23 protein-coding genes are annotated in these 25518 nt (G+C 71.5%); 20 read left to right on the top strand and 3 right to left on the bottom strand.

The window, feature by feature from the left end; genetic code table 11:
• Positions 1 to 68: 68 nt before the first annotated feature.
• The 11 genes from EG812_RS21010 (at position 69) to EG812_RS20960 (ending at position 12751) form a co-directional block, all read left to right on the top strand.
• Complete coding sequence (locus EG812_RS21010; RefSeq protein WP_043720321.1) at positions 69 to 1991, top strand: delta-60 repeat domain-containing protein; 1923 nt, start codon at positions 69 to 71, stop codon at positions 1989 to 1991.
• 150 nt (positions 1992 to 2141) lie between these two features.
• Positions 2142 to 3740 (top strand): P-loop NTPase family protein, encoded by a 1599-nt coding sequence (locus EG812_RS21005; protein ID WP_043723673.1) that lies wholly within the window; start codon positions 2142 to 2144, stop codon positions 3738 to 3740.
• Between the two features lie 2 nt (positions 3741 to 3742).
• Entirely contained in the window at positions 3743 to 5095 is a 1353-nt protein-coding gene (locus EG812_RS21000) for an O-antigen ligase family protein (RefSeq protein ID WP_013732758.1), read from the top strand.
• Positions 5092 to 6693, top strand: coding sequence for a lipopolysaccharide biosynthesis protein (locus tag EG812_RS20995; RefSeq protein WP_013732759.1), 1602 nt, complete (start codon positions 5092 to 5094; stop codon positions 6691 to 6693). Before EG812_RS21000 ends, EG812_RS20995 begins: the two co-directional genes overlap by 4 nt.
• 7 nt (positions 6694 to 6700) lie before the next feature.
• Positions 6701 to 7603 carry a sulfotransferase domain-containing protein gene (locus EG812_RS20990; protein WP_126712540.1) on the top strand — a complete coding sequence of 301 codons (903 nt, stop codon included), beginning with the start codon at positions 6701 to 6703 and terminating at the stop codon, positions 7601 to 7603.
• Entirely contained in the window at positions 7600 to 8844 is a 1245-nt protein-coding gene (locus tag EG812_RS20985) for a hypothetical protein (protein ID WP_013732761.1), read from the top strand. Before EG812_RS20990 ends, EG812_RS20985 begins: the two co-directional genes overlap by 4 nt.
• A 72-nt stretch (positions 8845 to 8916) precedes the next feature.
• Positions 8917 to 9390, top strand: coding sequence for a UDP-N-acetylglucosamine--LPS N-acetylglucosamine transferase (locus EG812_RS20980; RefSeq protein WP_126712539.1), 474 nt, complete (start codon positions 8917 to 8919; stop codon positions 9388 to 9390).
• A gap of 8 nt (positions 9391 to 9398) precedes the next feature.
• Positions 9399 to 10070, top strand: a complete 672-nt coding sequence (locus EG812_RS20975) for a glycosyltransferase (RefSeq protein ID WP_126712615.1) — start codon at positions 9399 to 9401, stop codon at positions 10068 to 10070.
• The gene (locus EG812_RS20970) at positions 10067 to 10987 is read left to right on the top strand and encodes a glycosyltransferase family 2 protein (RefSeq protein ID WP_126712538.1); all 921 of its coding nucleotides are present in this window, start codon (positions 10067 to 10069) and stop codon (positions 10985 to 10987) included. Before EG812_RS20975 ends, EG812_RS20970 begins: the two co-directional genes overlap by 4 nt.
• Positions 10988 to 11060: 73 nt before the next feature.
• Positions 11061 to 12239 carry a chorismate synthase gene (gene aroC / locus EG812_RS20965; RefSeq protein WP_102658487.1) on the top strand — a complete coding sequence of 393 codons (1179 nt, stop codon included), beginning with the start codon at positions 11061 to 11063 and terminating at the stop codon, positions 12237 to 12239.
• Complete coding sequence (locus tag EG812_RS20960) at positions 12236 to 12751, top strand: shikimate kinase (protein WP_013732767.1); 516 nt, start codon at positions 12236 to 12238, stop codon at positions 12749 to 12751. Before aroC ends, EG812_RS20960 begins: the two co-directional genes overlap by 4 nt.
• A 14-nt stretch (positions 12752 to 12765) precedes the next feature.
• On the opposite strand, the gene EG812_RS20955 is transcribed toward EG812_RS20960, so the two are convergent.
• Entirely contained in the window at positions 12766 to 13578 is an 813-nt protein-coding gene (locus EG812_RS20955; RefSeq protein WP_126712537.1) for a cytochrome c oxidase assembly protein, read from the bottom strand.
• A complete protein-coding gene (locus EG812_RS20950; RefSeq protein ID WP_126712536.1) occupies positions 13575 to 14117 on the bottom strand; it encodes a DUF2243 domain-containing protein in 543 nt (180 codons plus the stop codon). The genes EG812_RS20955 and EG812_RS20950 overlap by 4 nt, the downstream gene beginning before the upstream one ends.
• 127 nt (positions 14118 to 14244) lie before the next feature.
• Here EG812_RS20950 and aroB point away from each other — a divergent pair, with 127 nt between their 5' ends.
• The 4 genes from aroB to nusB all read left to right on the top strand — a co-directional run bounded on the left by aroB (position 14245) and on the right by nusB (position 17200).
• Entirely contained in the window at positions 14245 to 15321 is a 1077-nt protein-coding gene (aroB, locus tag EG812_RS20945) for a 3-dehydroquinate synthase (protein WP_126712535.1), read from the top strand.
• A gap of 51 nt (positions 15322 to 15372) precedes the next feature.
• Positions 15373 to 15813, top strand: coding sequence for a type II 3-dehydroquinate dehydratase (gene aroQ / locus EG812_RS20940; protein ID WP_013732771.1), 441 nt, complete (start codon positions 15373 to 15375; stop codon positions 15811 to 15813).
• A gap of 395 nt (positions 15814 to 16208) precedes the next feature.
• Positions 16209 to 16766, top strand: coding sequence for an elongation factor P (efp, locus tag EG812_RS20935; RefSeq protein WP_102658460.1), 558 nt, complete (start codon positions 16209 to 16211; stop codon positions 16764 to 16766).
• A 23-nt stretch (positions 16767 to 16789) separates the two neighbouring features.
• Entirely contained in the window at positions 16790 to 17200 is a 411-nt protein-coding gene (gene nusB, locus EG812_RS20930) for a transcription antitermination factor NusB (RefSeq protein ID WP_199180211.1), read from the top strand.
• Between the two features lie 98 nt (positions 17201 to 17298).
• Here nusB and bldD read toward each other — a convergent pair whose 3' ends face one another.
• Complete coding sequence (gene bldD, locus EG812_RS20925) at positions 17299 to 17787, bottom strand: transcriptional regulator BldD (RefSeq protein ID WP_007458348.1); 489 nt, start codon at positions 17785 to 17787, stop codon at positions 17299 to 17301.
• 317 nt (positions 17788 to 18104) lie between these two features.
• Here bldD and pyrR point away from each other — a divergent pair, with 317 nt between their 5' ends.
• The 5 genes from pyrR to carB are packed head-to-tail and all read left to right on the top strand — an operon-like array spanning position 18105 to position 25464.
• Positions 18105 to 18692 (top strand): bifunctional pyr operon transcriptional regulator/uracil phosphoribosyltransferase PyrR, encoded by a 588-nt coding sequence (gene pyrR, locus EG812_RS20920; RefSeq protein WP_043720330.1) that lies wholly within the window; start codon positions 18105 to 18107, stop codon positions 18690 to 18692.
• Entirely contained in the window at positions 18689 to 19615 is a 927-nt protein-coding gene (locus tag EG812_RS20915) for an aspartate carbamoyltransferase catalytic subunit (protein WP_013732776.1), read from the top strand. The genes pyrR and EG812_RS20915 overlap by 4 nt, the downstream gene beginning before the upstream one ends.
• Positions 19612 to 20943 (top strand): dihydroorotase, encoded by a 1332-nt coding sequence (locus EG812_RS20910; protein WP_013732777.1) that lies wholly within the window; start codon positions 19612 to 19614, stop codon positions 20941 to 20943. Before EG812_RS20915 ends, EG812_RS20910 begins: the two co-directional genes overlap by 4 nt.
• Positions 20940 to 22103 (top strand): glutamine-hydrolyzing carbamoyl-phosphate synthase small subunit, encoded by a 1164-nt coding sequence (gene carA / locus EG812_RS20905; protein ID WP_013732778.1) that lies wholly within the window; start codon positions 20940 to 20942, stop codon positions 22101 to 22103. The genes EG812_RS20910 and carA overlap by 4 nt, the downstream gene beginning before the upstream one ends.
• Complete coding sequence (carB, locus tag EG812_RS20900; protein ID WP_013732779.1) at positions 22096 to 25464, top strand: carbamoyl-phosphate synthase large subunit; 3369 nt, start codon at positions 22096 to 22098, stop codon at positions 25462 to 25464. The genes carA and carB overlap by 8 nt, the downstream gene beginning before the upstream one ends.
• Positions 25465 to 25518 lie beyond the last annotated feature (54 nt).

Below are 25518 nucleotides of genomic sequence, written 5' to 3'. Positions count from 1 at the left end.
GCGTGCCCATAATCTCCTTCCGGCGGCATCCCACCCGTAGACGTCGAGTACGGGTCGCAGCTGTCGCGTTGGCAACTCTCGCGGCGGTACTGGCCGTACCCAAAGCGGCCGAGGCGGCCGTGTTGCCCGTACCTGAGACGGGCACCCTCGTGTCGACGAACCCGGTCGACCACACCCCGCACGGCCGCGACGGTGAGGCTCGTACCTTCGCCGAAGTGGGTAACACCGTGTTCGTCGGGGGCAACTTCACCCAGATCCGGCAGACCGCCAGTTCTCCGTGGATCACCCAGCGGTACCTGTTCTCGTACAACCGCACCACCGGTGTCATCAACACCGCCTTCGTGCCGGTGCTCGACGGCGCCGTCAACGCCCTGATCGCCGGGCCGGGTGGCACGCTGATCGTCGGCGGGGCGTTCAAGAACGTCAACGGTGAGTCGCGTCGCAACCTGGTCGCTCTCGACCCGGCCACCGGCGAGACCATCGCCAGTTGGGTCGGCCGTTCCGACGGCGGAATGATCCGCGACATGGTCCTGCACGGCAACGACCTCTACCTGGCCGGCGCCTTCAACTGGATCAACGGCACCGCGCACTCCGGGCTCGCCCGGCTCAACGCCTCCACGGGCGCGATCGACCCGACGTTCAACATCAACGCCACGGTCGGTCGGCACGGCACCGGTTCGTACGCCTGGACCATCGACGTCACCCCGGACGGCAGCACCATGGCCGTGGGTGGCAACTTCACGCTCGTCGACGGGCTGTCCCGTAACCAGATCGCGCTCATCGATCTGACCGGTACGCCGAGCGTGATCGACTGGAGTTCGGAGAAGTTCGTCGCGCCGTGCGTGGACCCGGCCACCTTCGTGCACTACGTGCAGGACCTGCGCTTCGGTGGTGACGGCAGCTGGTTCGTCGTCGGCACCAACGGTGGCTCCGGCTGGCCGGCCGCCTACTGCGACGCCCTGATCCGGTTCGAGACCGCCGCGCGTGGTCCCAACCAGCTGGGCACCTGGGTCAACTACACCGGTAACGACACGATCACCTCGGTCGAGGTGGCCGACAACATCATCTACCTCGGTGGGCACTTCCGCTGGCTGAACAACCCGAACGCCAGCGACCGGGCCGGCGCGGGTGCGATCGACCGGCTCGGTATCGCCGCGGTCACCCCGGCCACCGGCATGCCGGTCAACTGGAACCCGGGTCGTCGCGGCGGCAGCGCCCTGCCCTCGGGGGCCAGCAACTGGGGCTCGGCCGTGCCGGTGATCTGGCGGGGCAGCGACGGGCTCTACTTCGGGCACAACTCCGACGGCATGGCCAACGAGTACCACGGCCGGCTCGGCATGTTCCCGATCGCCGGTGGTCGGACGATCACTCCGCGCAACCCGTCGGCGGCCAGCTCCGGTCACCTGTACCTGGGTGTGACCGCGGGCGAGCTGCAGCGGGTGCCGTTCGACGGCACCACCGTCGGCACGCCGACCACGGTCAGCCAGCCCAACTACACCGGTGCCGGCGCGACCTGGGGTCTGGGTGACCGGATCTACTGGTCGCGGACCGTCCCCGGCAGCACCACCGGCAGCCGGATCGACATCTCGATGTTCAACGGCGGCAATGTCGGGGTGCCGTGGGAGTCGTCCGGTTTCAACGCCTGGTACAACCCGGCGAACATGACCGGCGCCTTCTTCCTCGACGGTCGCCTCTACTACACCCGTACCGGCGCCAACGGGCTCTACTACCGGTACTACGAGGTGGACGGCAACTACCTGGGCGCCACCGAGTTCACCCTGCCGACCACCGGCGTGACCTGGTCTGCGGTCCGGGGGCTGGCCTGGGTCGACGGCAAGATCGTGTACGGTCACACCGACGGCAGTCTGCGCAGCGTGCCGTTCGACCCGACGGCCGCGCCCGCGGTCAGCGGGGCGGCGAGTACGGTGCTCACCACGGCCGCAGATGGGCTCTCCTGGTCGATTCCGCGGATGTTCTTCGCGGTGCAGTAGGGGTGTACCCGTTGTAGCAGAAGGTCGGTAACTTGTTCAGGTCGGGCCGGCGGCGGATTCCCGTCGCCGGCCCGAGCGCTGGGCGGAGCTGTCCCGCAGGCCGCTGCACCCGCGATGCTCCTTTTCGACAACGTAGCGACGGTGGCGTTCATGACTGATGCACAGCCCGGCTGGTCCGGCGGTACGGTTGCGGCTCGTACGGTCACGCTGACCGATTTGTTGCGGGTTCCGCTGCACCGGATCCGGCTGGTGGCCGCAGTCGCGGTGCTGGGTCTGGCGGCGGCGATCGGGTACGTCTTCCTGATCCCCGGTGCGGTCAGCGCGAGCGCGGTGGTCGCGGTCCGCCCGGTGGTCACCGACGCCTTCACCCCCAGCGGTGCGGCCGCCGACCGGGCGGTGAACATGAACGTGGAGAGCGGAATCGCCACCGGCACCGACGTGGTGCAGCGGCTCGCCGACGCCGGTGGCCGGGATCCCCGCGACGTGCGCGACGCACTGGACGTGGAGGTACCGGCCGGCGGGCAGATCCTGCGTTTCACCTTCACCGCCGATTCGGCCGAGTCGGCGGTGAACAATGCCAACCTGGCCGCCCAGTCCTATCTGGATGTACGTCGCAACATGTACGAACGGCAGCGGGAGGAGATGCTGCGCTCGTACGACAAGAGCATCGAAGATGTCGCCGCGCGGCAGGCGGCCCTGCAGAAACGGATGGCCAACGCGCGGGACGGGGCGCGCGAAGCGGTCGTCGCCGAACTCGCCGGGGTGAACAACCAGTTGACCCAGCTCAGCTCCGCCCGTACCGAGATCGCGGCGGTCGACGTCAATCCGGGCTGGGTCACCCAGAGTGCGGAGAAGGCCCTGGTCTCCTCCAGCGGGCGCGGCCCGCTCTACGTGGCGGCGGGGCTGCTCGGTGGTCTGCTGTTCGGGGTGGTGCTGGCCTACGCCTGGGAGTCGATGGACCGGCGGATCCGCTCGGTCGACGACGGGCGCGACGCCACCGGCCTGCCGTTGCTGGGCACCGTGCGGGGGCAGGGGCTGTTCGGACGGCGCCGGCCGGTGGACGCGGACATCCGGTACGTGGCGATGGCCATCGCGGAGCGGGTACGCGAACCGGCCCGGATCGCCCTGTTGACCACCCGGGAGGACCAGACCCCCCTCACCGCCGGCCTGGCGGTGGCCCTGGCGGCCACCGGCCGGGACGTCTACGTGGCCGACGACAGCGGCCGGTTGGACGAGTTGCGCGCGACGGTGATGACGGATCGCGGTCGGCTGCCCGCCGCGGTCAACCCGGCCCGCCCCACCATCCCCAAGCCGCGCCCGGACGGCTCCGGTTCCATCGACGACGTCACCGAGCTGATCACGCCGGTACGCCGTCCGTCCCCGCATCCCAACCCGGCCCGGCCGGCGGCCGGTGACCCGGAGGCGACCATGATGCTGCCCCGGATGAGCGGCGGCCCGGTGACCGCGAAGAGCCCGGTCACCGAGCAGGCCGACGAGGTGCCGGTGGGCGCCGGTGGGGTGCGTTTCGGCACCTGGCGGCAGCGCGCCGCCCAGGGGCTGGTGTTGTTCAACGCCCCGCCGGCCGAGGCCGACGAGCGGGGCGTGGCCGCCGCCCGGCAGGGCACCGCCGTCGTGGTGGTCGAGCAGGATCGGACGAAGCAGGGCGATCTGCGCCGCCTGGCGGAGCGACTGCGGGCCGCCGGAGTGGCCCCGCTGGGATTCGTCCTGACCCGCACCGGCCGGGGCTGACCGTGCCCACCCTCAGCCCGCCGTCGGTCGACGAGCCGGCTGGCCAGCATCCGGGCGCCCGGCTGGCGGCTCCGGTGCTGCCCCGGCTGCCGGTGTGGCCGCTGGTGGTGATGTTCGGGCTGGTGCCGCTCTGGTGGCTGGCCGGCGCGTTCTACCTGGGCTGGTCGTTGCTGGGCGCGGTGCTGCTGGCGTTGCTGCTGGTCCGGGGTCGGGTGCCGCTGCCGCCGGGCACCGGCTTGTGGCTGCTGTTCCTGTCGCTGGTCGTGGTCAGCGCCACCCAGCTGTCCTCGGTCGGTTCGTTGCTCGCCTTCGGCCTGCGACTCGGCTTCTACGTGACCGCCCTCGTGGTGGGCGTGTACGTGTACGCGGTGGCGCGCCAGGGCATCGAGTTGTCCACCTTGCTGGTGCCGATCTGCCTGTTCTGGTTCGGGCTGGTCGTGCTCGGCTGGCTGGGTGTGCTGGCGCCCCGCTTCGAGATGAGCACGCCGATGGAGATGCTCCTGCCGGGTGGCGTCTCCGGCAACGCCTACATCCAGGACCTGGTACGGATCGCGGCCAGCGAGTACAGCCCGCGTGCGCTCAACCCCATCTACCGGCCGTCGGCGCCGTTCCCGTACACCAACAACTACGGCAGCGCGTACGCGATGACGCTGCCCTGCGTGGTGGCCTTCGTCATGCTGCGGCGGCAGGGCGTGCTGCGCTGGGCGGTTATCGTGTCGTTGCCGCTGTCGCTGGCGCCGGCCTTCCTCACCCTCAACCGGACGATGTTCGTCAGCCTCGGTGTCGGCCTGCTGGTGCTCGGGTTGCGGGCGGCCCGGCGCGGCAACGTCCGGGTCGGCGCCTCCGTGGTCGGTGTGCTGCTCATCGGTGGCCTGGCCACCCTGTTCATCCCGGTCACCGAGCTGATCGGCAACCGGGTCGAGTCCAGCGACACCAACAGCGACCGGTTCGCCCTCTACGAAGAGGTGCTGCGGCGGGTGGCGGAGTCACCCTGGCTCGGTTACGGCGCGCCGGCCACCGTCGACACGATCAGCGCACCCGTCCCGGTGGGCACCCAGGGCCAGCTGTGGATGGTGCTGTTCTGTCACGGCGTACCGGCGTTGTTGTTCTTCCTGGCCTGGTTCGCGCTCGTGGCGGTGATCTGTGCGCGGGCCCGCTCGGCGGCGGGCCAGTGGCTCGCGGTGGTGCCGGTGGTGTGCATCGTGCAGATCCCGTTCTACGGCCTGGCCAGCCCGAACCTCGCGGTGGCGTTCTTCGCCGTCGCCCTGACCATGTCCCTGGTGGAACGCGAGGCCCGACCGCCTGGCCCGGCCCTGCCCCACCCGTCCGCGGCCCAACCGGAGGTGGTGGCATGAGCCTCCCCGTCCACCCGCCCGCGCCGCAGCCACCCGCCACGGGCGGCCCCGCCGAACCCGCGTCGGACAGCACCGCGACCGAGACCCGCCGGGGCGCCCGCAGCGGCGCGGCCGGGCTGCTCGGGGCCGCCGTCAACGGGCTGATGGGTTTCGTCCTGGTGGTCGTCATCACCCGCGGCTACGGCACCGAGGGTTCCGGTGTCTTCTTCGCGGCGATCGGCGTGGTGACGGTGGCCGCCGCGCTCTGCGTGCTGGGCGCGGAGACCGGCCTGATCTGGAGCCTGCCCCGACGCCGGCTCGGCCCGCAGGGCGACGCGGCCCGGATGCTGCCGGTGGCGTTGATTCCGCCGCTGTCGACGGCGCTCGTCATCGCGACCGTCGGGATTCTCGCCGCCGACCCGCTCGCGCGTCGGCTGCTCGACGGCGCCGGCGTCGACGGTGCTGCGCTGCTGCGGGTCAGCTTCGCCGCGGTGCCGGTGGTGGTGGCGATGACCCTGCTGTTCGGCGTGCTGCGCTGCGTACGGCCGATGCGGATGTACGTCGCGGTGCAGTCGGTGCTGCTGCCCACCGCGCGGCCGCTGCTGGTCGGCGCGGCCGTGCTGCTGGCCGGCGGTGGCCTGCTGGCCGGCATGACCGGCTGGGTGCTGCCGGCCCTGCTGGCCGCTGCGGTGACCCTGTTGCTGGTCGTCGGGCCGCTGGGGATCGGCCGGGGCGCGGGACTGCGCGCCCGACGCGACGAGTGGCGTTCCTTCTGGCGGTTCTCCCTGCCCCGGGCCGCGTCGGCGGCCATCGACTCGGGTGCGGTCTGGATCGGTGTGCTGCTCACCACAGTGCTCGCCGGTGCGGCCGATGCCGGCATCTTCGGCGCGGTGAGCCGCTACATCCTGGCCGGCCAGCTCGCCATGCAGGGGCTGCGGGTGGCGGTGTCGCCGCAGCTGTCCCGGCTGTTCGGGCAGGACCGTCCCGACGCGGCCGCCGCCCTGCACCGGCAGTTGACCACCTGGGCGCTGGTGCTGTCCTGGCCGGTGTACCTGCTGCTGGCCGTCTTCGGTGCGGGGTTTCTCGAACTCTTCGGCTCCGGGTTCGCCGGCGGCGCCACCGCGATGACCGTGCTGGCGCTGGCCATGCTGGTGAACACGGGTGTGGGCAACGTGCAGAGCATGTTGCTGATGAGCGGGCGCAGCGGGCTTCATCTCGCGGCGACCGTGGCCGGTCTCACGGTCACCGTCTCCCTCGGCCTGGTGCTGATCCCCGCCCACGGTGCCACCGGCGCGGCCTGCGCCTGGGCGGCGGGCATCGTCACAGAGAACCTGATCGCGGTGACCTGTGCCCGCATCGTCGTCGGTCAGCCGTTGGCCGACATGTCGATGTTGCGGGCCGCGCTGTTCACGGTCGGCGGTGTGGGTGCCGCGGCGATCGTCGGAGTGTTGGTCGGCGGCCGGGGGATCGTCGGTCTGGCGGTGGCGCTGGCCGTACTGGCCGTCGGTTGCGTCGGTTTGTTGACGTTGCCTCGGGTGCGGCAGGGCATCCGGGCGACCATGGTGCAGATCCGTGGCGGGGCGCCGAGCGTCTCGCCACGACCCTCGAAGGGCAGGTGACATCGTCGTGGCGTCCATCCGCGACCGGGTGAAGCAGTTGGTGCCGACCCAGGTGACGAGCCGGGTGCGGGAGAGCCTCGTCGACTACGGGGTACGCACCAGCGACCGTCGACCGCTACCGGATTTCCTCATCATCGGCACCAAGCGGGGCGGCACCACATCGCTGTGGAACTACCTCATCCAGCATCCGCTGGTGCCGCGACTCTTCCCGGCCTGGAACACGAAGTCCTCGCACTACTTCGAGGAGAACTGGGGCCGGGGCGAGGCGTGGTACCGGTCGCACTTCCCGACCCAGCGGCAGCGGGAGACGCTGGAGAACCGGCACGGTGGTCCGGTGCGGGTGGGTGAGGCCGCGCCGCTGTACATGTTCCACCCGCTGGCCGCGCAGCGGGTCGCCGCGTTGATGCCGCAGGTGAAGCTCATCGTGCTGTTGCGTGATCCGGTGGAGCGGGCGTACTCGCACTGGAAGGAGCGGCGCACCAACGGGGTGGAGCCGTTGGACTTCGCCGCCGCGCTGGCCGCCGAGCCGGAGCGTACGGCGGGGGAGCGGGAGCGGCTGATCGCCGAGCCGGAGTACTTCAGCGAGGCCTACGACTGGTACACCTACCGGGCGCGGGGCCGCTACCTGGAGCACCTGGAGCCGTGGCTGACGCACTTCGACCGCGAGCAGCTGCTCTTCCTGCCCAGCGAGGACCTGTACCGCGACGCGCGGGCCACCTACCGGCGCACCCTGGACTTCCTCGGGCTGCCCGCGCACGACCTGCCCGACTTCAAGGTCTACAACGACCGGCGGTCGGCGCCGCTGGAGCCGGCGCTGCGGGCCGAGTTGACGCAGTACTACCGTCCGTACAACGAGGCGTTGCGGCAGCGGCTGGGGCTGCGTCTCGACTGGCCGGACCAGGTCGCGTGACCGGGGCCGACGATCTGCGTAGCCGCGAGGACGGGTTGGGGTGGGTCACCCGGGCGGTCTTCGGTGACCAGCGGATCACGTTGGTCGTGGACGCCCCGGTGCCGGCCGGGCACACGGTGGTGGCCCGTTACGCCGTCGTCCCGTCGGTGGACCGGGCCCGGTTCCTGCTGCCGCTGGGCTCGTCGCGGGCCACTGCGGCGGCGCTGCTGGCGTACAACGCGTTGCGGCCGGTGAAGGTGCGAGCCGTGCGGGCCGCGCTCGGCGTGGCGGCGCGGGCCGGTGTGGTCGCGCGGGCACCGTTTCCGGTGCTGAGTGTCGCCGTGCCGGCCGCGCTCGATCCCGCCGAGGTGCTGCTCGCCGAGCGGCTCAGCACCGAGTTGGGCGGCGGCCGGGCGTACGCGGCCTGCGGGGTCCGCCCGCCGGATCCGAACCACAAGCCGACCCTGCAACTGTTCGACCACGCGGGGACGCCCCGCGGCTACGCCAAGATCGGCTGGAACGACGCGACCCGGGCGCTTGTCACCGCCGAGGCGGCGGCGCTGCGCGAGGTGGCGGAGGTGGCCGGCGTCGCCGGGCATCCGGCCACCCCCCGGCTGCTCGCCGAGACCAACTGGGCGGGGCAGGCCGTGGCGCTTGTCGAGCCGCTGCCCACCGGGGTGCGCGGGGTGCCGGTCGACGCCCCGCCGGAGCTCGCGGCGCTGCTCGCGGTGGCCCGGCGGGGTCGGCCACCGGCGACCCCGCGTCCGCTGGCCGGCTCGTCGTTCCTCGACCGGTTGACCGTAGCGGCGCAGCGGGCGGCCGAGACGGATCCGGCCGGGGCGCGGGCGGTGGCGGCGGTGGCGGAACTGGCCCGCCGGCACGGCGACGTGGCCGTCGAGTTCGGCCACTGGCACGGCGACTGGGTGCCGTGGAACCTCGGCCGGCACGCCGGTGAGTTGGTCGCCTGGGACTGGGAGCACAGCGGGCCGGACGTACCGGTCGGCTTCGACCTGGCCCACGACGCGTTCCAGCGGTCCCTGGTGCTGCGGGGTGAACCGGCCGCGACCGCGGCCGAGCAGGTGACTCAGTGGCTAGACCGGTACGGCGACCGGCTGGGCCTGGACCCGGCCCGCCGCCGCCTGGTCGCCGACGCGTACCTGATCGAGATGTGGCTGCGGACCTGGCGGCTGGCCGACGCCGGTGCCGGCTGGAACCCGGCGCTGCATCCGGCGTTGCTTGACGTCATCGAGAAACGACAGTGAGAGATGGTCGGGCCGACCGCTGGGGGTACGGCTCGACCGTGGTGCAGGCACAGCGGACTTGTGGGGAGTCGCGTGGACAACGTAGACAAAGTGGGGCAGCAGTTGCTGCTGGTCGGGTCGAGCGGCGGGCACCTGGCCCAGCTGCTCGCCCTGAAACCCTGGTACGAGACCTGGCAGCGCTGCTGGGTGACCTTCGACACGCCGGAGGCGGTGTCCCTGCTGGCCGGCGAGGACCTGATCCCGGCCTACCATCCGACCACCCGCAACGTGCGCAACCTGTTGCGCAACACGCTGCTGGCGGCCCGGGTGCTGCGCCGGCGGCGGATCGCCGCGGTGGTGACCACCGGGGCCGGGGTGGCGCTGCCGTTCGTCGTGCTGGCCCGGCTGCGCCGCATCCCGACGGTCTACATCGAGGTTTACGACCGGATCGACACCCCGACGCTTACCGCCCGGCTGTGTCGCCCGTTCCTGTCGAAGATGCTCGTGCAGTGGGAGGAGCAGCGCCGCCAGTACCCGGAGGCCACGGTCGTGGGGACGCTGCTGTGAGCGGCGAGGTGACGCGCACCGACGCGCAGTTCGGCGTAGCTGCGGACCGGGCCGCCGGACACGTTCCGGCGCCTCGCGACGGCAACCGGGTCGGCCGGGCCCAGCTGCTGGTGGCGGTCGGCACCGACAAGCACCCCTTCGACCGGCTGGTCGGCTGGCTGCGGGAGTGGTACGGCGAGGTCGCCGACGAGGTGGTGCTGACCGTGCAGCACGGCCACACCCGGGTCGAGGGTCTGCCCGACGCGGTGCCGTTCCTCGGGCACGCCGAGTTGCAGACCGCGATGGCCGGGGCGGACCTGGTGGTCTGTCACGGTGGCCCGGCGACCATCCTGGAGGCCCGCCGGCACGGGCACCTGCCGATCGTCGTGCCCCGGGACCCGAGTCTGGGCGAGCACGTCGACAACCACCAGCAGTTGTTCGCCCGCCGGCTCGGTGCGGCCGGCCTGGTCGCGCTCTGCGAGACCCAGCAGGAGTTGCGGGACGCCCTCACCGCCGGCCTGGCCGATCCGGGACGGTTCACGGTGACCGTGGACGCCGAGGCGGCCGAGGCGCAGCGCACCGCCGTGCGCCGGGTGGGCATGATCGTCGAGGAGTTGGTGGCCGAGGCCGCGCAGCGGCGTCACCGGCCCTGGTGGCGACCGTGGCGTAAGCCCGGCCCGAATGGAAGGCACAAGCTATGACCGCGTACCCGAGCGTCACCGCCGTCGTACCCACCCGGGATCGTCCCGAACTGCTCCGGGCCGCCGTACGGGCCATCGTCGGGCAGGACTATCCGGGGCAGGTCGAGACGGTCGTGGTGTACGACCAGTCCGAGCCGGACCCGTCGCTGGCCGAGTTGTCGGCCCCCGACCGGCCGGTGCGGGTGGTGACCAACACCCGCACCCCCGGGCTGGCCGGGGCCCGCAACTCCGGCACCATGGCTGCCACCGGTGAGCTGATCGCCTTCTGTGACGACGACGACGAGTGGCTGCCGGGCAAGCTGGCGGCCCAGGTCGACGCCCTCAACGCGGTGCCCGGTGCGGAGTTCGTCAGCTGTGGCATCCGGGTCAGCTACGACGGGCACACCGTCGAGCGGGTGCTGGAACGCGACTCGATCAGCCTGGCCGACCTGCTGCGGGACCGGATGACCGAGCTGCACCCGTCGACCTTTTTGATCCGGGCGGCAGCCCTGCGCGACGGGTTCGGGCTGGTCGACGAGGAGATCCCGGGCAGTTACGCCGAGGACTACGAGTTCCTGCTGCGGGCCGCCCGCAGCGCCCCGCTGGTCAACCTGCGCACCCCGTACGTGCTGGTGCGTTGGCACAAGCGGTCGTACTTCGCGCAGCGCTGGGACACCATCTCCGAGGCGTTGCAGTGGCTGCTGGAGCGCTACCCCGAGTTCGCCACCCAGCCGGCGGGACAGGCCCGGGTCACCGGGCAGATCGCCTTCGCCCGGGCCGCCTCCGGGGACCGGCGCGGGGCGATGCGCTGGGCCCGACGCACCATCCGCCGCAATCCGCGGGAGCCTCGGGCGTACCTGGCCCTGGCGGTGGCCGGGCGGGTGGTCCGCGCCGACGCCGTGCTGCGCACCCTGCACAAGCGCGGCCGGGGCATCTGAGGCAGACGTCCGTAGGGCGGGACGGGGCGGGCGGTGCGGTGCGGCGGGCACCGGGCGTGACAGACTCATGGCTGTGTTGCGCTGGTTGACCGCAGGGGAATCGCACGGACCCGCCCTCGTCGCGTTGCTGGAGGGGGTGCCGGCCGGGATCGAGGTGACCACCACCGAGATCGCCGGGGAGTTGGCCCGCCGCCGGCTCGGCTACGGCCGGGGTGCGCGGATGTCCTTCGAACAGGACGAGGTCGAGGTCATCGGTGGGCTGCGGCACGGGGTGACACTGGGCAGCCCGGTCGCTCTGCGGGTCGGCAACTCCGAGTGGCCCAAGTGGCGCACCGTGATGGCCGCCGACCCGGTCGACGCCGACGAGCTGGCCCGCCAGGCCCGCAACGCCCCGCTCACCCGGCCCCGGCCCGGCCACGCCGACCTGGCCGGCATGCAGAAGTACGGCCACACCGACGCCCGGCCGATCCTGGAGCGGGCCAGCGCGCGGGAGACCGCCGCCCGGGTGGCCGTCGGCACGGTGGCCAAGGCGCTACTGCGGCAGGCCCTCGACGTGGAGATCGTCTCGCACGTGGTGGAGTTGGGCCCGGTGGCCGTCAAGCCGGGGCTGCGGCCCCGCCCGGAGGACGCCGAGCGCATCGACGCCGACCCGCTGCGCTGCCTCGACCCGGAGGCCAGCGCCCGGATGGTCGCCGAGGTCGACGCCGCGAAGAAGGCCGCCGACACCCTCGGTGGTGTGGTCGAGGTGCTGGCGTACGGCGTGCCGCCCGGCCTGGGCAGCCACGTGCAGTGGGACCGCAAGCTCGACGCCCGGCTGGCCACCGCGCTGATGTCGATCCAGGCGATCAAGGGTGTGGAGATCGGCGACGGCTGGCAGCAGGCCCGCTCGCGCGGCTCCGAGGCGCACGACGAGATCATCCCCACCGCCACCGGCGTACGTCGGGTCACCGACCGGGCCGGTGGCCTGGAAGGCGGCATCACCACCGGCGAGCCGCTGCGGGTGAAGGCCGCGATGAAGCCGATCTCGTCGCTGAACCGGGCCCTCGCGACTGTCGACATCACCACCGGTGAGCCGGCCACCGCGATCAACCAGCGCTCCGACGTCTGCGCGGTGCCCGCTGCCGCCGTCGTCGCCGAGGCGATGGTGGCGCTGGTGCTGGCCGAGGCGGCAGTGGAGAAGTTCGGCGGCGACTCGATCGCCGAGATGCGGCGCAACCTCGCCGGCTACCTCGACGCGCTGGTGATCCGGTGACCGGTCGGACCCGTCCGGTCTGCGTGCTGGTCGGCGCGCCCGGCTCCGGCAAGACCACCGTCGGTGAGGTCCTCGCGGCCGAGCTGGGGGTCGAGTTCCGGGACACCGACGCCGACATCGAGCGCCTGGCCGGCAAGCCGATCCCGGAGATCTTCGTCGACGAGGGGGAGGAGCACTTCCGTGCCCTCGAACGGGCGGCGGTGGCCGCGGCGCTGGCCTCCTGCGACGGGGTGCTGGCTCTCGGCGGCGGCGCGGTGCTGGCCGAGGAGAACCGCGCCGCGCTGGTCGGTCACCAGGTGGTGCACCTGTCGGTCGAGTTGACCGACGCGGTGAAGCGGGTCGGTCTCGGTGTCGGGCGTCCGCTGTTGGCGATCAACCCGCGGGCCACCCTCAAACACCTGATGGACCAGCGGCGACCGCTCTACGCCGAGGTGGCGACCGTGACGGTGGTGACCGACGGCCGCACTCCGCAGGAGATCGCCGCCGAGATCATCCCCCTGCTCAAGCGGTAAGGAAGGGCACCTTCTCAACGCCTCAGGTAGAGCAGGGGTCCCCTTTTAACGCCTGACGCGGCGGCCGGTGCCGGTGCGCGGCGCGGCTGCGGGCGCCAGCTGGCCAGCAGGGCCAGGGCGAGCAGGATCTCGGCCGCATCGCCGCCGTAGTACATCACCGCCGCGCCGGCCCGCAGCGCCTGCGGCGGGGCCGGTACGTCGACAAGCAGCCCCGCGTACAGGAGTTGGGCCAGGCTGGCGTGCGCGACGACCGCGGCGCCGAGCACCACCAGCCGTACCGGCACGGACGCCCGGTGCCGGTACGGTTCCGGGCCGGCGATCGACCAGGTGAACAGCAACCCGCTGAGCAGGAAGTGCAGGTTGACCAGGTCGTGCAGCACCGGGCTGGCGAGGGTGGCCCGGTACAGCGGGGTGAGGTAGAGCAGCCACAGCCCACCGGCGGTGAGCAGCAGGCCGGTGACCGGGTGGGCGAGCGTGCGCGCCACCGGATGCCGCGCCGCCCGCAGCGCAGCCCGACCGACCCGCCGGTCGACGGTCCGCAACAGCAGAGTGCCGGGCGCGCCGAGCACCAGGCCCAGCGGGGCGAGCATGCCGAGCAGCAGGTGCTGCCACATGTGCGCGGCGAACCCGTCGGCCGGCAGCAGCAGGGCGACGGCGAGCAGCGCACATCCGGCGGCGAACGCGGCCGTACGCCAATGGCTCCAGCCCGGCCGGTCCGGTTCGCGCTGCCGCAACACGGCAGCCAGATAACACCAACCCGCCACCAGGGGTACGAGCACAGCCGGGCCGACGGTCGTGGCGTGCTGCGCGGTGTGCGCCACGCTCATCGGCGTGGGCTCGCCGAGGTCGTGTCGTCGGCGCAGAGGTCCACGGCGGTGGCGCGGCGTTGCACGAGCCACCCGACGGCGATCAGCACGACGCCCAGGGCGAGGAAGCCGAGGTCCCACCAGAGTTGGTGTTCGCCGGCCCGGACGTGGTGGATGGCCAGGATGTGGTGGTCGATGATGCCCTCGACCAGGTTGAACAGCCCCCACCCGATCAGCGCCCAGCCCCACAGCATCGGCGAGCGCCACAGTCGCCCCCGGGACCGGGTCACCCGGGCGTAGAGCATGGCCAGGCCGGTCAGCACCGCCACCCAGGTGACCACGTGGAAGAGCCCGTCCCACAGGGTGTTCATCTGCAATCCGGCGACGGTGTCCACCGGGTACTCGCGGATGCCGATGTTGTCGGCGCCGGTGTTGCTGAGCAGGTGGTGCCACTGGAGCACCTGGTGCAGCACGATGCCGTCGACGAAACCGCCGAGCCCGACGCCGAGGATGGTGGCCGGCAGCCGGATGTCGGCGCCGTCGATCGTCCGCTCGGTCATGGTGCCCCCTGGATAGCTGGTGATGGTCCCCTGCCCGGTCCACGAACCGGTAAACCTCCGTTCCATTGATCGGGCACCGGTGAGCGGATCCGGTCCAGGCGGTCGACGGTGGGCTAGGCTCCCGGCGATGGACAACGTGACCCGGATCCCGGTCGGCGGCGAACGGCCGTACGACGTACTGGTCGGTCGTGGCCTGCTCGACACGCTGCCCGGCCTGCTGCCCGATGCCACCCGGGTGGCGGTGCTGCACGCCCCGCCGCTGAAGGAGTTGGCCGACGCCATCGGTGACCGGCTCGGCGCCGCCGGCATGACACCGCTGCCGATCGAGGTGCCCGACGCCGAGGCCGGCAAGCACGTCGACGTGGCGGCGGCCTGCTGGGACCGGCTCGGCGAGGCGGGGTTCACCCGTACCGACGCGGTGGTCGGGTTGGGCGGCGGCGCGGTCACCGACCTGGCCGGGTTCGTGGCCGCCTGCTGGCTTCGCGGGGTGCGCTGGGTGCCGGTGGCCACCTCGCTGCTGGGCATGGTCGACGCGGCGGTGGGCGGCAAGACCGGCATCAACACCACGGCCGGCAAGAATCTGGTCGGCGCCTTCCACCCGCCGGTCGGGGTGTTGGCGGACCTCAGCACGCTTGACACCCTGCCGCCGGTCGACCTGGCCGCCGGTCTGGCCGAGGTGGTCAAGTGTGGCTTCATCACCGACCCGGTCATCCTCGAACTGGTCGAGAACGACCCGGCGGCGGCCGTCGATCCGACCGGGCCGGTGGCCCGGGAGCTGATCGAGCGGGCGATCCGGGTCAAGGCCGACGTGGTCGGCGGAGACCTGCGTGAGTCAGGCGTACGCGAGGTGCTCAACTACGGGCACACCCTGGCGCACGCCATCGAGAAGGTCGAGGAGTACCGCTGGCGGCACGGTCACGCCGTCTCGGTCGGCCTGGTCTACGCCGCCGAACTGGCCCGCCTCACCGGCCGGTTGGACGAGGCCACCGCCGGCCGGCACCGTGCCGTGCTGACCGCGCTCGACCTGCCGACCCGTTACCCGGCCGACGCCTGGCCCGGGCTGCTGTCCGCCATGCGGGTCGACAAGAAGGCCCGAGGCAACCGGCTGCGGTTCGTGGTGCTCGACGGGCTGGCCCGACCGGCGATCCTGGACGGTCCCGACGACGACCTGCTGCACACCGCGTACGCCGCGGTGTCCGGCTGAATCGTCGCGGGTTTCTGCGGCTGAACTGTCGCGAGTGGAAGGCGAACCAGCATGAAGGTGTACGTGCTCAATGGGCCGAACCTGGGCCGGCTGGGCACCCGCCAGGTCGACGTCTACGGGACGACCAGCTACGCCGACCTGGTCACACTCTGCGAGACGACGGGACGAGACCTGGGCCTGGACGTCGTCGTGCGGCAGACCGACGCCGAGCACGAACTGCTCGGCTGGCTGCACGCCGCCGCGGACGAGGGTGCCGCCGTGGTGCTCAATCCGGCCGCCTGGTCGCATTACTCCATCGCGGTGCGCGACGCCTGCGCCATGCTGCGCGGGCCGCTGGTGGAGGTGCACCTGTCCAACATCCACGCGCGGGAGGAGTTCCGGCACCGCTCGGTGGTCTCGGCGGTGGCGACCGGCGTGATCTGCGGGCTCGGCGTCGACGGCTACCGCCTCGCCCTGCACCACCTCGCCGCCCGCCGCGACCAGCGCAGCTGACCTCCCCGCCGGCACGCATACTCCGGTCGGCCGGGCGAGCACTACGCTCGGCTTCCCCTGCTTCAATCACGCTCGGTGATGTCCGCCGTTCCGTCCCTCGTACCCTCGCTTCGCCCTTTGCTCTGCTTCAACCCACGCAACCGTCGATGAGCAGCATCTTCGTGTTGCGGGTGGCGCGAGATGTCCCGCGCTTTCGCCACGGGGCGTAACCGTTGCGCGGGTTGAAGCAGAGCAAAGGGGCGGGGTGGGGGAGGCGGTGGGGTGGGTTGTGTCACGGAGGGTGGCGGTCCGGGTCGGGTGGGGCCGGACTGACCGTGGACGGCGGCGGTCGGGGTACCGCAGGGCGGCTAGTAGACTTGCTAGGTCTGTCCGCCAAATGACGATCAAGGCAGGAAATGGCCACCACCAACGACCTGAAGAACGGCCTGGTACTCAACCTCGACGGGGAGCTCTGGGCCGTCGTTGAGTTCCAGCACGTCAAGCCTGGTAAGGGTGGTGCGTTCGTGCGTACCACGCTGAAGAACGTGCTCTCCGGCAAGGTCGTCGACAAGACCTTCAACGCGGGCACCAAGGTCGAGACCGCGACCGTTGACAAGCGCACCATGCAGTACCTCTACGCCGACGGCGAGGACTACGTCTTCATGGACATGGAGACGTTCGACCAGATCACCGTGCCCGGTGGGACGGTCGGCGAGGCGGCGAACTACCTGCTGCCCGAGGCCGAGGCGATCGTGGCGACGCACGAGAGCGTGCCGCTCTACGTCGAGCTGCCGACCTCGGTCGTGCTGGAGATCACCTACACCGAGCCGGGCCTGCAGGGCGACCGGTCCACCGGTGGCAACAAGCCGGCGACGGTGGAGACCGGCGCGACCGTGCAGGTGCCGCTCTTCATCACCACCGGCGAGAAGATCAAGGTCGACACTCGCGACGGCCGTTACCTCGGCCGCGCCTGATGGCCGAGGGTCCGAAGCAGCAGATGCCCGCGCGCCGCAAGGCGCGCAAGCGGGCGCTGGACGTGCTCTTCGAGGCCGACCTGCGTGATCGTCCGCCGGTCGAGGTGTTGGCCGGCTACATCGAGCGGATCGAGAAGCCGCGCCCCGACCACCTCGGGTACGCGGTCGGCCTGGTCGAGGGCGTGGCCGGTCATCTCGACCGGATCGACGAGCTGATCGCCAGCTACGCCGAGGGTTGGACGCTGGACCGGATGCCGGTGGTCGACCGCAACCTCGCCCGGATCGCGGTCTACGAACTGCTCTACGTCGACGAGATCGACGACGCGGTGGCGATCAGTGAGGCCGTCGAACTGGCTCGGCAGATGTCGACCGACGACTCGCCTCGCTTCCTCAACGGTCTGCTCGGCCGCATCGCCGAGTACGCCACCCGCTGATCGGCTCCGATGCGGGCCACCGCTTGCGGTGGCCGTCGGGGAGTGCGACGAAACGAAAGGCCCGCGCCGTCCGGCGCGGGCCTTTTGTTGCTGGGAATTCAGGAAGCGAAGAACGCCCGGGGGTCGGCGACCAGCACGCCGTGCTCGGTCAACCGCTCGATCAGGCCGGAGGGCGAGGCGTCGTAGACGATCGCGAGGGCCCGCAGGTCGTCGGCGCGGATCGACAGGACCCGGCCGTTGTAGTCGCCGCGCTGCTGCTGGATGGCGCGGGCGTACCGGGCGACGTAGGCGAGGTCCTCGCTGGCCTCGTCGTAGAGCCGCTCCAGGTCCAAGACGATCTTGCTGGTGGGCTCGTGCCGCACCCCGCTGCCGTCGGGCAGCAACTCCGAGACCGGTACGCGGTAGAACTCGGCCAACTCGGCCAGGCGGGACACCGTGACGGCCCGGTCACCGCGCTCGTACGAGCCGACCACAACCGCCTTCCAACGCCCGTTCGACTTCTCCTCCACGCCCTGCAGGGACAGACCCTGCTGCTGGCGAATGGAGCGCAGACGGGCGCCCAGAGACTTGGCGTATTCAGAGGGCATTCGGACACTCCCAGTGCTGCTCGGGGTTCTCCCAGCGATCGCTACGGAGCGTGACGGTACGGGGATTCGTAAACGTGGTCAAGTGGTGGCGATACCTCAGTTGAACACCCCGGTCGACTTGTCCCGTTCTGCCCGCTGAACCGATACGCCGACCGGTCTCTCCCCGACGTGGTCTGAGCCACTCGTGCCCGACCGTGGTTACGGCAACGACCACTGGTAACGTGGCCCAAGCCCTCCCGCCGGCCGTACCCGGCTGACCTGGGGGGATCCGACATCCTTTAACGACCCGTCCCGTGAGGCGGGGAAGGAGGTCCGCCGTGGCCTGCCCACCGGCTGCCCACCCGTCGCCACCGCGACAACCCTCGGTGAAGGTGATTCTGACCAGTGCCGAGGTGCAACGTGTCGTCGACCGGATCGCCCACCAGATCCTGGAGAAGACCCAGGGCGCGGCGGACACCGTACTGCTCGGAGTGCCGACCCGAGGCGCCCCGCTGGCGCGACGCCTCGCCGAGCGGATCAACGCCTTCGAGGGCACCGCGGTGCCGGTCGGTGTGCTCGACATCACCCTCTACCGCGACGACCTGCGTCGCAACGCCACCCGGGCGGTCGGCCCGACCCAGGTGCCGCCGGGCGGAATCGACGGCATGCGGGTGATCCTCGTCGACGACGTGCTCTTCTCCGGCCGTACGGTGCGCGCCGCCCTCGACGCGCTGAGCGACCTCGGACGTCCGTCGTCCGTGCAGTTGGCGGTCCTGGTCGACCGGGGCCACCGGCAGTTGCCGATCCGCGCCGACTACGTCGGCAAGAACATCCCGACCGCCCTCGCCGAGAGTGTGAAGGTGACGCTGGCCGAGACCGACGGCGTCGACGAGGTACGGCTCTACGGGGAGGCCGCGCTTTCATGATCAGGCACCTGCTCTCCGGCGCCGATCTCGACGCCGACACCGCCATCCAGATCCTGGACACCGCGGCCGAGATGGCCGCCGTCTCCGGCCGCGAGGTCAAGAAGCTGCCCGCGCTGCGCGGGCGTACGGTGGTCAACCTCTTCTACGAGGACTCCACCCGGACCCGGATCTCCTTCGAGGCGGCGGCGAAGCGGCTCAGCGCCGACGTGATCAACTTCTCGGCCAAGGGGTCCAGCGTCGCCAAGGGCGAGAGCCTCAAGGACACCGCGCTGACCCTGCAGGCGATGGGCGCCGACGCGGTGGTCGTCCGGCACCCGGCCTCCGGCGCCCCGCACCGGCTCGCCGACTGGGTCGACGGTTCGGTGGTCAACGCCGGTGACGGCACCCACGAGCATCCCACCCAGGCGCTGCTGGACGCGTACACGATGCGCTCCCGGATGGGCCGGCTGGCCGGCCTGTCGGTCGCGGTCGTCGGGGACGTGCTGCACTCGCGGGTGGCCCGGTCGAACGTGCTGCTGCTGTCCACCCTCGGCGCGAAGGTCACCCTGGTCGGGCCGCCCACCCTCATCCCGGTCGACATCGCCGCCGCCCTGGCTCCCGGCACCGCCGTCTGCTACGACCTCGACGCGGTGCTGCCGTCGACGGACGTGGTGATGATGCTGCGGGTGCAACGGGAGCGGATGGGCGACTCCTACTTCCCGTCCGCCCGCGAGTACGCCCGCCGCTACGGTCTCGACGGCGCCCGCATGCGCCGGTTGCCGGAGCACGCGATCGTCATGCACCCCGGTCCGATGAACCGGGGCATGGAGATCACCCCGGAGGTCGCCGACTCGCCCCGCTCCACCATCGTCGAACAGGTCACCAACGGAGTCTCCGTACGGATGGCCGTCCTCTACCTGCTGCTCGGGGGAAACAACCGGTGAACTCGTACCTGATCAGAAACGTCAGCGTGCTCGGCGCGGCACCGACCGACCTGCTGCTGCGCGACGGCGTGGTCGCCGAGGTGGGTCGGGGGCTGTCCGCGCCGGACGCAGTCGTGATCGACGCCGACGGGCTGGTGGCCCTGCCCGGCCTGGTCGACCTGCACACCCACCTGCGCGAGCCGGGCCGGGAGGACGCCGAGACCGTCGAGACGGGTTCCCGGGCGGCGGCGCTGGGCGGCTACACCGCGGTCTGCGCGATGGCGAACACCTCGCCGGTGGCCGACACCGCCGGGGTGGTCGAGCAGGTCTGGCGGCTCGGTCGGGAGGCAGGGCTGGTCGACGTGCAGCCGATCGGCGCGGTCACCGTCGGGCTGGCCGGCGAGCGCCTCGCCGAGCTGGGCGCGATGGCCGACTCGGCCGCCCGGGTGCGGATCTTCTCCGACGACGGGCACTGCGTCGCCGACCCGAGGCTGATGCGCCGCGCCCTGGAGTACGTCAAGGCGTTCGACGGGATCATCGCCCAGCACGCCGAGGAGCCCCGGCTCACCGAGGGCGCGCAGATGCACGAGGGTGAGGTCTCCACCCGGCTGGGCCTGACCGGCTGGCCGGCGGTGGCCGAGGAGGCGATCATCGCCCGGGACGTGCTGCTGACCGAGCACGTCGGCGGCCGGCTGCACGTCTGCCACGTCTCCACCGCCGGCAGCGTCGAGGTGCTGCGTCAGGCCAAGGCGCGCGGCGTACGGGTCACCGCCGAGGTGACCCCGCACCACCTGCTGCTCACCGACTCGGTCGTCGGCGGCAGCAACGAACTCGCCAGCCCCGCCATCGCGGACACCTGGCACCCGGCCGGGGCGTACGACCCGGTGTACAAGGTCAACCCGCCGCTGCGTACCGCCGCCGACGTCGCCGCCCTGCGGGCCGCGCTGGTCGACGGCGTGATCGACATCATCGCCACCGACCACGCCCCGCACGCCGTGGAGGACAAGGAGTGCGAGTGGGCGTACGCCCGGCCGGGCATGCTCGGGCTGGAGACGGCGCTGTCGATCGCGCTCGACGTGCTCGGCCCCGAATGGGACATGATCGCCGAGCGGATGTCGCGCACCCCGGCCCGCATCGCCGGGCTGACCGAGCACGGCCGTGATCCCGCCCCCGGAGTTCCGGCCAACCTGACCCTGGTCGACCCGGCGAGCCGCCGGCTGATCGACCCGGCTGAGTCGGCAAGTCGCAGCCGCAACACCCCGTACGCCCGGATGACGCTGCCGGGTCGCATCGTGGCGACCTTCCTGCGTGGCGAGGCGACGGTCCTGGACGGAAAGGCAGTCAAGTGAGTCGTAGGCGTCCAGCGATTCTCGTCCTGGAGGACGGGCGCACGTTTCATGGTGAGGCGTACGGCAGTGTCGGGGAGACCTTCGGTGAGGCGGTCTTCAACACCGGGATGACCGGTTATCAGGAGACGCTGACCGACCCGTCGTACCACCGGCAGGTGGTGGTGCAGACCGTCCCGCACGTCGGCAACACCGGTGTCAACGCCGAGGACGACGAGTCCCGGCGGATCTGGGTGGCCGGTTACGTGGTGCGTGACCCGGCCCGGATCAGCTCGAACTGGCGCGCCACCGGCGGGCTGGAGGACCGGCTGGCCACCGAGGGCATCGTCGGCATCAGCGGGGTGGACACCCGGGCGTTGACCCGGCACCTGCGTGAGCGTGGCGCGATGCGGGTCGGCATCTCCAGCATCGACGACGACCCGCGCGCCCTGCTGGCCCGGGTCCGCCAGTCGCCGCAGATGGTGGGCGCGGACCTGTCCGCCGAGGTGACCACCACCGCGCCGTACGTGGTGGCCGCCGAGGGCGAGCACCGGTTCACGGTGGCCGCGTTGGATCTGGGCATCAAGCGCAACGTGCCGCGTCGACTCGCCGCCCGGGGTGTGACCACCCACGTGCTGCCGGTCACCGCGACCATCGACGATCTGCTGGCCACCGGCGCGGACGCGATCTTCTTCTCGCCCGGTCCGGGTGACCCGGCCACCGCCGACGGGCCGGTGAAGCTGGCCCGTGAGGTGCTGCGCCGCAAGGTGCCGCTGTTCGGCATCTGCTTCGGCAGTCAGATCCTCGGTCGGGCGCTCGGCTTCGGCACCTACAAGCTCGACTACGGCCACCGCGGCATCAACCAGCCGGTGCTGGACCGGATGACCGGCAAGGTCGAGGTGACCAGCCACAACCACGGCTTCGCCGTGCAGGTGCCGGGCGTCACGCCGGGCGCGACGGTGCCCGACGAGGTCATCGAGACCGAGTTCGGCGGTGTGCAGGTGAGCCACGTCTGCCTCAACGACAACGTGGTCGAGGGGCTGCGGGCCCTGGACGTGCCCGCGTTCACCGTCCAGTACCACCCGGAGGCGGCGTCCGGCCCGCACGACGCGGACTACCTCTTCGACCGTTTCGCCGAACTGATCGAGGGTCGGACCCACAACGAGGGACACAGCAATGCCTAAGCGGAGCGATCTCAAGCACATTCTGGTGATCGGCTCCGGGCCGATCGTCATCGGGCAGGCCTGCGAGTTCGACTACTCCGGCACCCAGGCGTGCCGGGTGCTGCGCAGCGAGGGGATCCGGGTCAGCCTGGTCAACTCGAACCCGGCCACGATCATGACCGACCCGGAGTTCGCCGACGCCACGTACGTCGAGCCGATCACCCCGGAGTTCGTCGAGCTGGTCATCGCCAAGGAGCGGCCGGACGCGGTGCTGCCGACCCTCGGCGGGCAGACCGCGCTGAACACCGCGGTCGCGCTGCACGAGGCCGGGGTGCTGGAGAAGTACGGCGTCGAGCTGATCGGCGCCAACATCGACGCGATCCGCCGCGGCGAGGACCGGCAGCTGTTCAAGGAGATCGTGGCCAAGGCGGGCGTACGGCTCGAGGTGGCCGACCCGGAGGGTCTGGTGCCCCGCTCGCGTGTCTGCCACTCGATGGACGAGGTCCGCGAGACCGTTGCCGACCTCGGTCTGCCGGTGGTGATCCGGCCGTCGTTCACCATGGGCGGTCTCGGTTCCGGCATGGCGCACAACGACGAGGACCTGGAGCGCATCGCCGGTGCGGGGCTGGCCGCCAGCCCGGTGCACGAGGTGCTGATCGAGGAGAGCGTGCTCGGCTGGAAGGAGTACGAGCTCGAACTCATGCGGGACCGGCACGACAACGTGGTGGTGGTCTGCTCGATCGAGAACATCGACCCGATGGGTGTGCACACCGGCGACAGCGTCACCGTGGCACCGGCCATGACGCTCACCGACCGCGAGTTCCAGCAGCTGCGTGACCTGGGCATCGCGGTGCTGCGCGAGGTCGGGGTGGACACCGGCGGCTGCAACATCCAGTTCGCGATCAATCCGGCCGACGGGCGGATCGTGGTCATCGAGATGAACCCGCGGGTGTCCCGCTCGTCGGCGCTGGCCTCCAAGGCGACCGGCTTCCCGATCGCGAAGATCGCCGCGAAGCTGGCCATCGGCTACACCCTCGACGAGATCCCCAACGACATCACCCGTAAGACGCCTGCGGCGTTCGAGCCGACGCTGGACTACGTGGTGGTGAAGATCCCCCGGTTCGCGTTCGAGAAGTTCCCCGGCGCGGACCCGGAGCTGACCACCACGATGAAGTCCGTCGGCGAGGCGATGAGCCTCGGCCGCAACTTCACCGAGGCGTTGAACAAGGCGATGCGGTCGATGGAGACCAAGGCCGCAGGCTTCTGGACGGTGCCCGACCCGGCCGGCGCGACCAAGGAGAACACCCTCGCCGCCCTGGCCACCCCGCACGACGGCCGGCTCTACACGGTGGAGCGGGCGCTGCGCCTGGGCGCCTCGATCGCCGAGGTCACCGCGGCCTCCGGTGGCATCGACCCGTGGTTCGTGGACCAGATCGCCGCGCTGGTGGAGCTGCGCAACGAGATCGTGGCCGCGCCGGTGCTCGACGGTGATTTGCTCTACCAGGCCAAGCGGGCCGGCCTGTCCGACCGTCAGCTGGCCGCGCTGCGGCCCGAACTGGCCGCCGAGGACGGCGTGCGGACCCTGCGGCACCGGCTCGGGATCCGGCCGGTCTACAAGACGGTGGACACCTGCGCCGCCGAGTTCGAGGCGACCACGCCGTACCACTACTCGTCGTACGACGCGGAGACCGAGGTGATCGGGTCGCCGCGACCGAAGGTGCTGATCCTGGGTTCCGGACCCAACCGGATCGGGCAGGGCATCGAGTTCGACTACTCCTGCGTGCACGCGGTCCAGGCGCTGCGCGGTGCGCAGTCGGGTGTCGGCGGCACCGGGTTCGAGACCGTGATGGTCAACTGCAACCCGGAGACCGTCTCCACCGACTACGACACCGCCGACCGGCTCTACTTCGAGCCGTTGACCTTCGAGGACGTGCTGGAGGTCTGGCACGCCGAGGACTCCTCCGGTCGGGAGGCCGGTGGGCCCGGCGTGGTGGGCGTGATCGTGCAGCTGGGCGGGCAGACCCCGCTCGGGTTGGCGCAGCGGCTCAAGGACGCCGGTGTGCCGGTGGTCGGCACCTCCCCGGAGTCGATCCACCTGGCCGAGGAGCGGGGCGCATTCGGGTCGCTGCTGGCCCGGGCCGGTCTGCGGGCTCCGGAGCACGGCACCGCCACCTCGTACGAGGAGGCGAAGGAGATCGCTGACGAAATCGGCTATCCGGTGCTGGTCCGCCCGTCGTACGTGCTGGGCGGCCGGGGCATGGAGATCGTCTACGACGATGCCACGCTGCGTGACTACATCGGGCGGGCCACCGACATCTCGCCGGATCACCCGGTGCTTGTCGACCGGTTCCTCGACGACGCCATCGAGATCGACGTGGACGCGCTCTGTGACGCCGACGGGGAGGTGTACCTCGGCGGTGTGATGGAGCACATCGAGGAGGCGGGCATCCACTCCGGCGACTCCTCCTGTGCCCTGCCGCCGATCACCCTGGCCGGTTCGCACGTGGCGCAGGTCCGCCGGTACACCGAGGCGATCGCCCGGGGCATCGGCGTACGCGGCCTGCTCAACGTGCAGTACGCGTTGAAGGACGACACCCTGTACGTGCTGGAGGCCAACCCGCGCGCCTCGCGTACGGTGCCGTTCGTCTCCAAGGCGACGGCGGTGCCGCTGGCCAAGGCGGCGGCCCGGATCGCCCTCGGGGCGACCATCGCCGAGCTGCGGGCCGAGGGCATGCTGCCCGCGACCGGGGACGGTGGCACCCTGCCGCCGGACGCCCCGATCGCGGTCAAGGAGGCGGTCCTGCCGTTCAAGCGCTTCCGGACGCCGGCCGGCAAGGGGGTGGATTCGCTGCTCGGCCCGGAGATGAAGTCGACGGGTGAGGTGATGGGCATCGACACCGCCTTCGGGCACGCCTTCGCCAAGTCCCAGTCGGCCGCGTACGGGTCACTGCCCGTCCGGGGCAAGATCTTCGTCTCGGTGGCGAACCGGGACAAGCGCGGCATGATCTTCCCGGTGAAGCGGCTGGCGGATCTGGGCTTCGAGATCGTGGCGACGGCCGGTACCGCCGAGGTGTTGCGCCGGCACGGGATCGCCTGCGAGGTTGCCCGCAAGCACTACGAGGCAGGTGCCGACGACGATGCGGTGTCGCTGATCCGCAGCAACCAGATCGCCCTGGTGATCAACACCCCGCAGGGGTCCGGTGCCAGCGCCCGCTCAGACGGCTACGAGATCCGCAGCGCCGCGGTCACGGCGGACATCCCCTGCGTGACCACGGTGCCCGGGGTGGCCGCCGCCGTGATGGGCATCGAGGCCCTCATCCGCGGCGACATGCAGGTCCGCCCGCTGCAGGCCCTGCACGCCAGCCTCCGGACCTCCCGATGACCCTCGCTGCACCCATGTCGGTCATGGGGGTGGCGGCGGTGGCGCCGGGAGGTG

Origin of the sequence: Verrucosispora sp. FIM060022, from assembly GCF_003977705.1 — a bacterium.
GTDB classification, from domain to species: domain Bacteria; phylum Actinomycetota; class Actinomycetes; order Mycobacteriales; family Micromonosporaceae; genus Micromonospora; species Micromonospora gifhornensis.
This window is presented reverse-complemented; position numbering and strand designations above follow the sequence as displayed.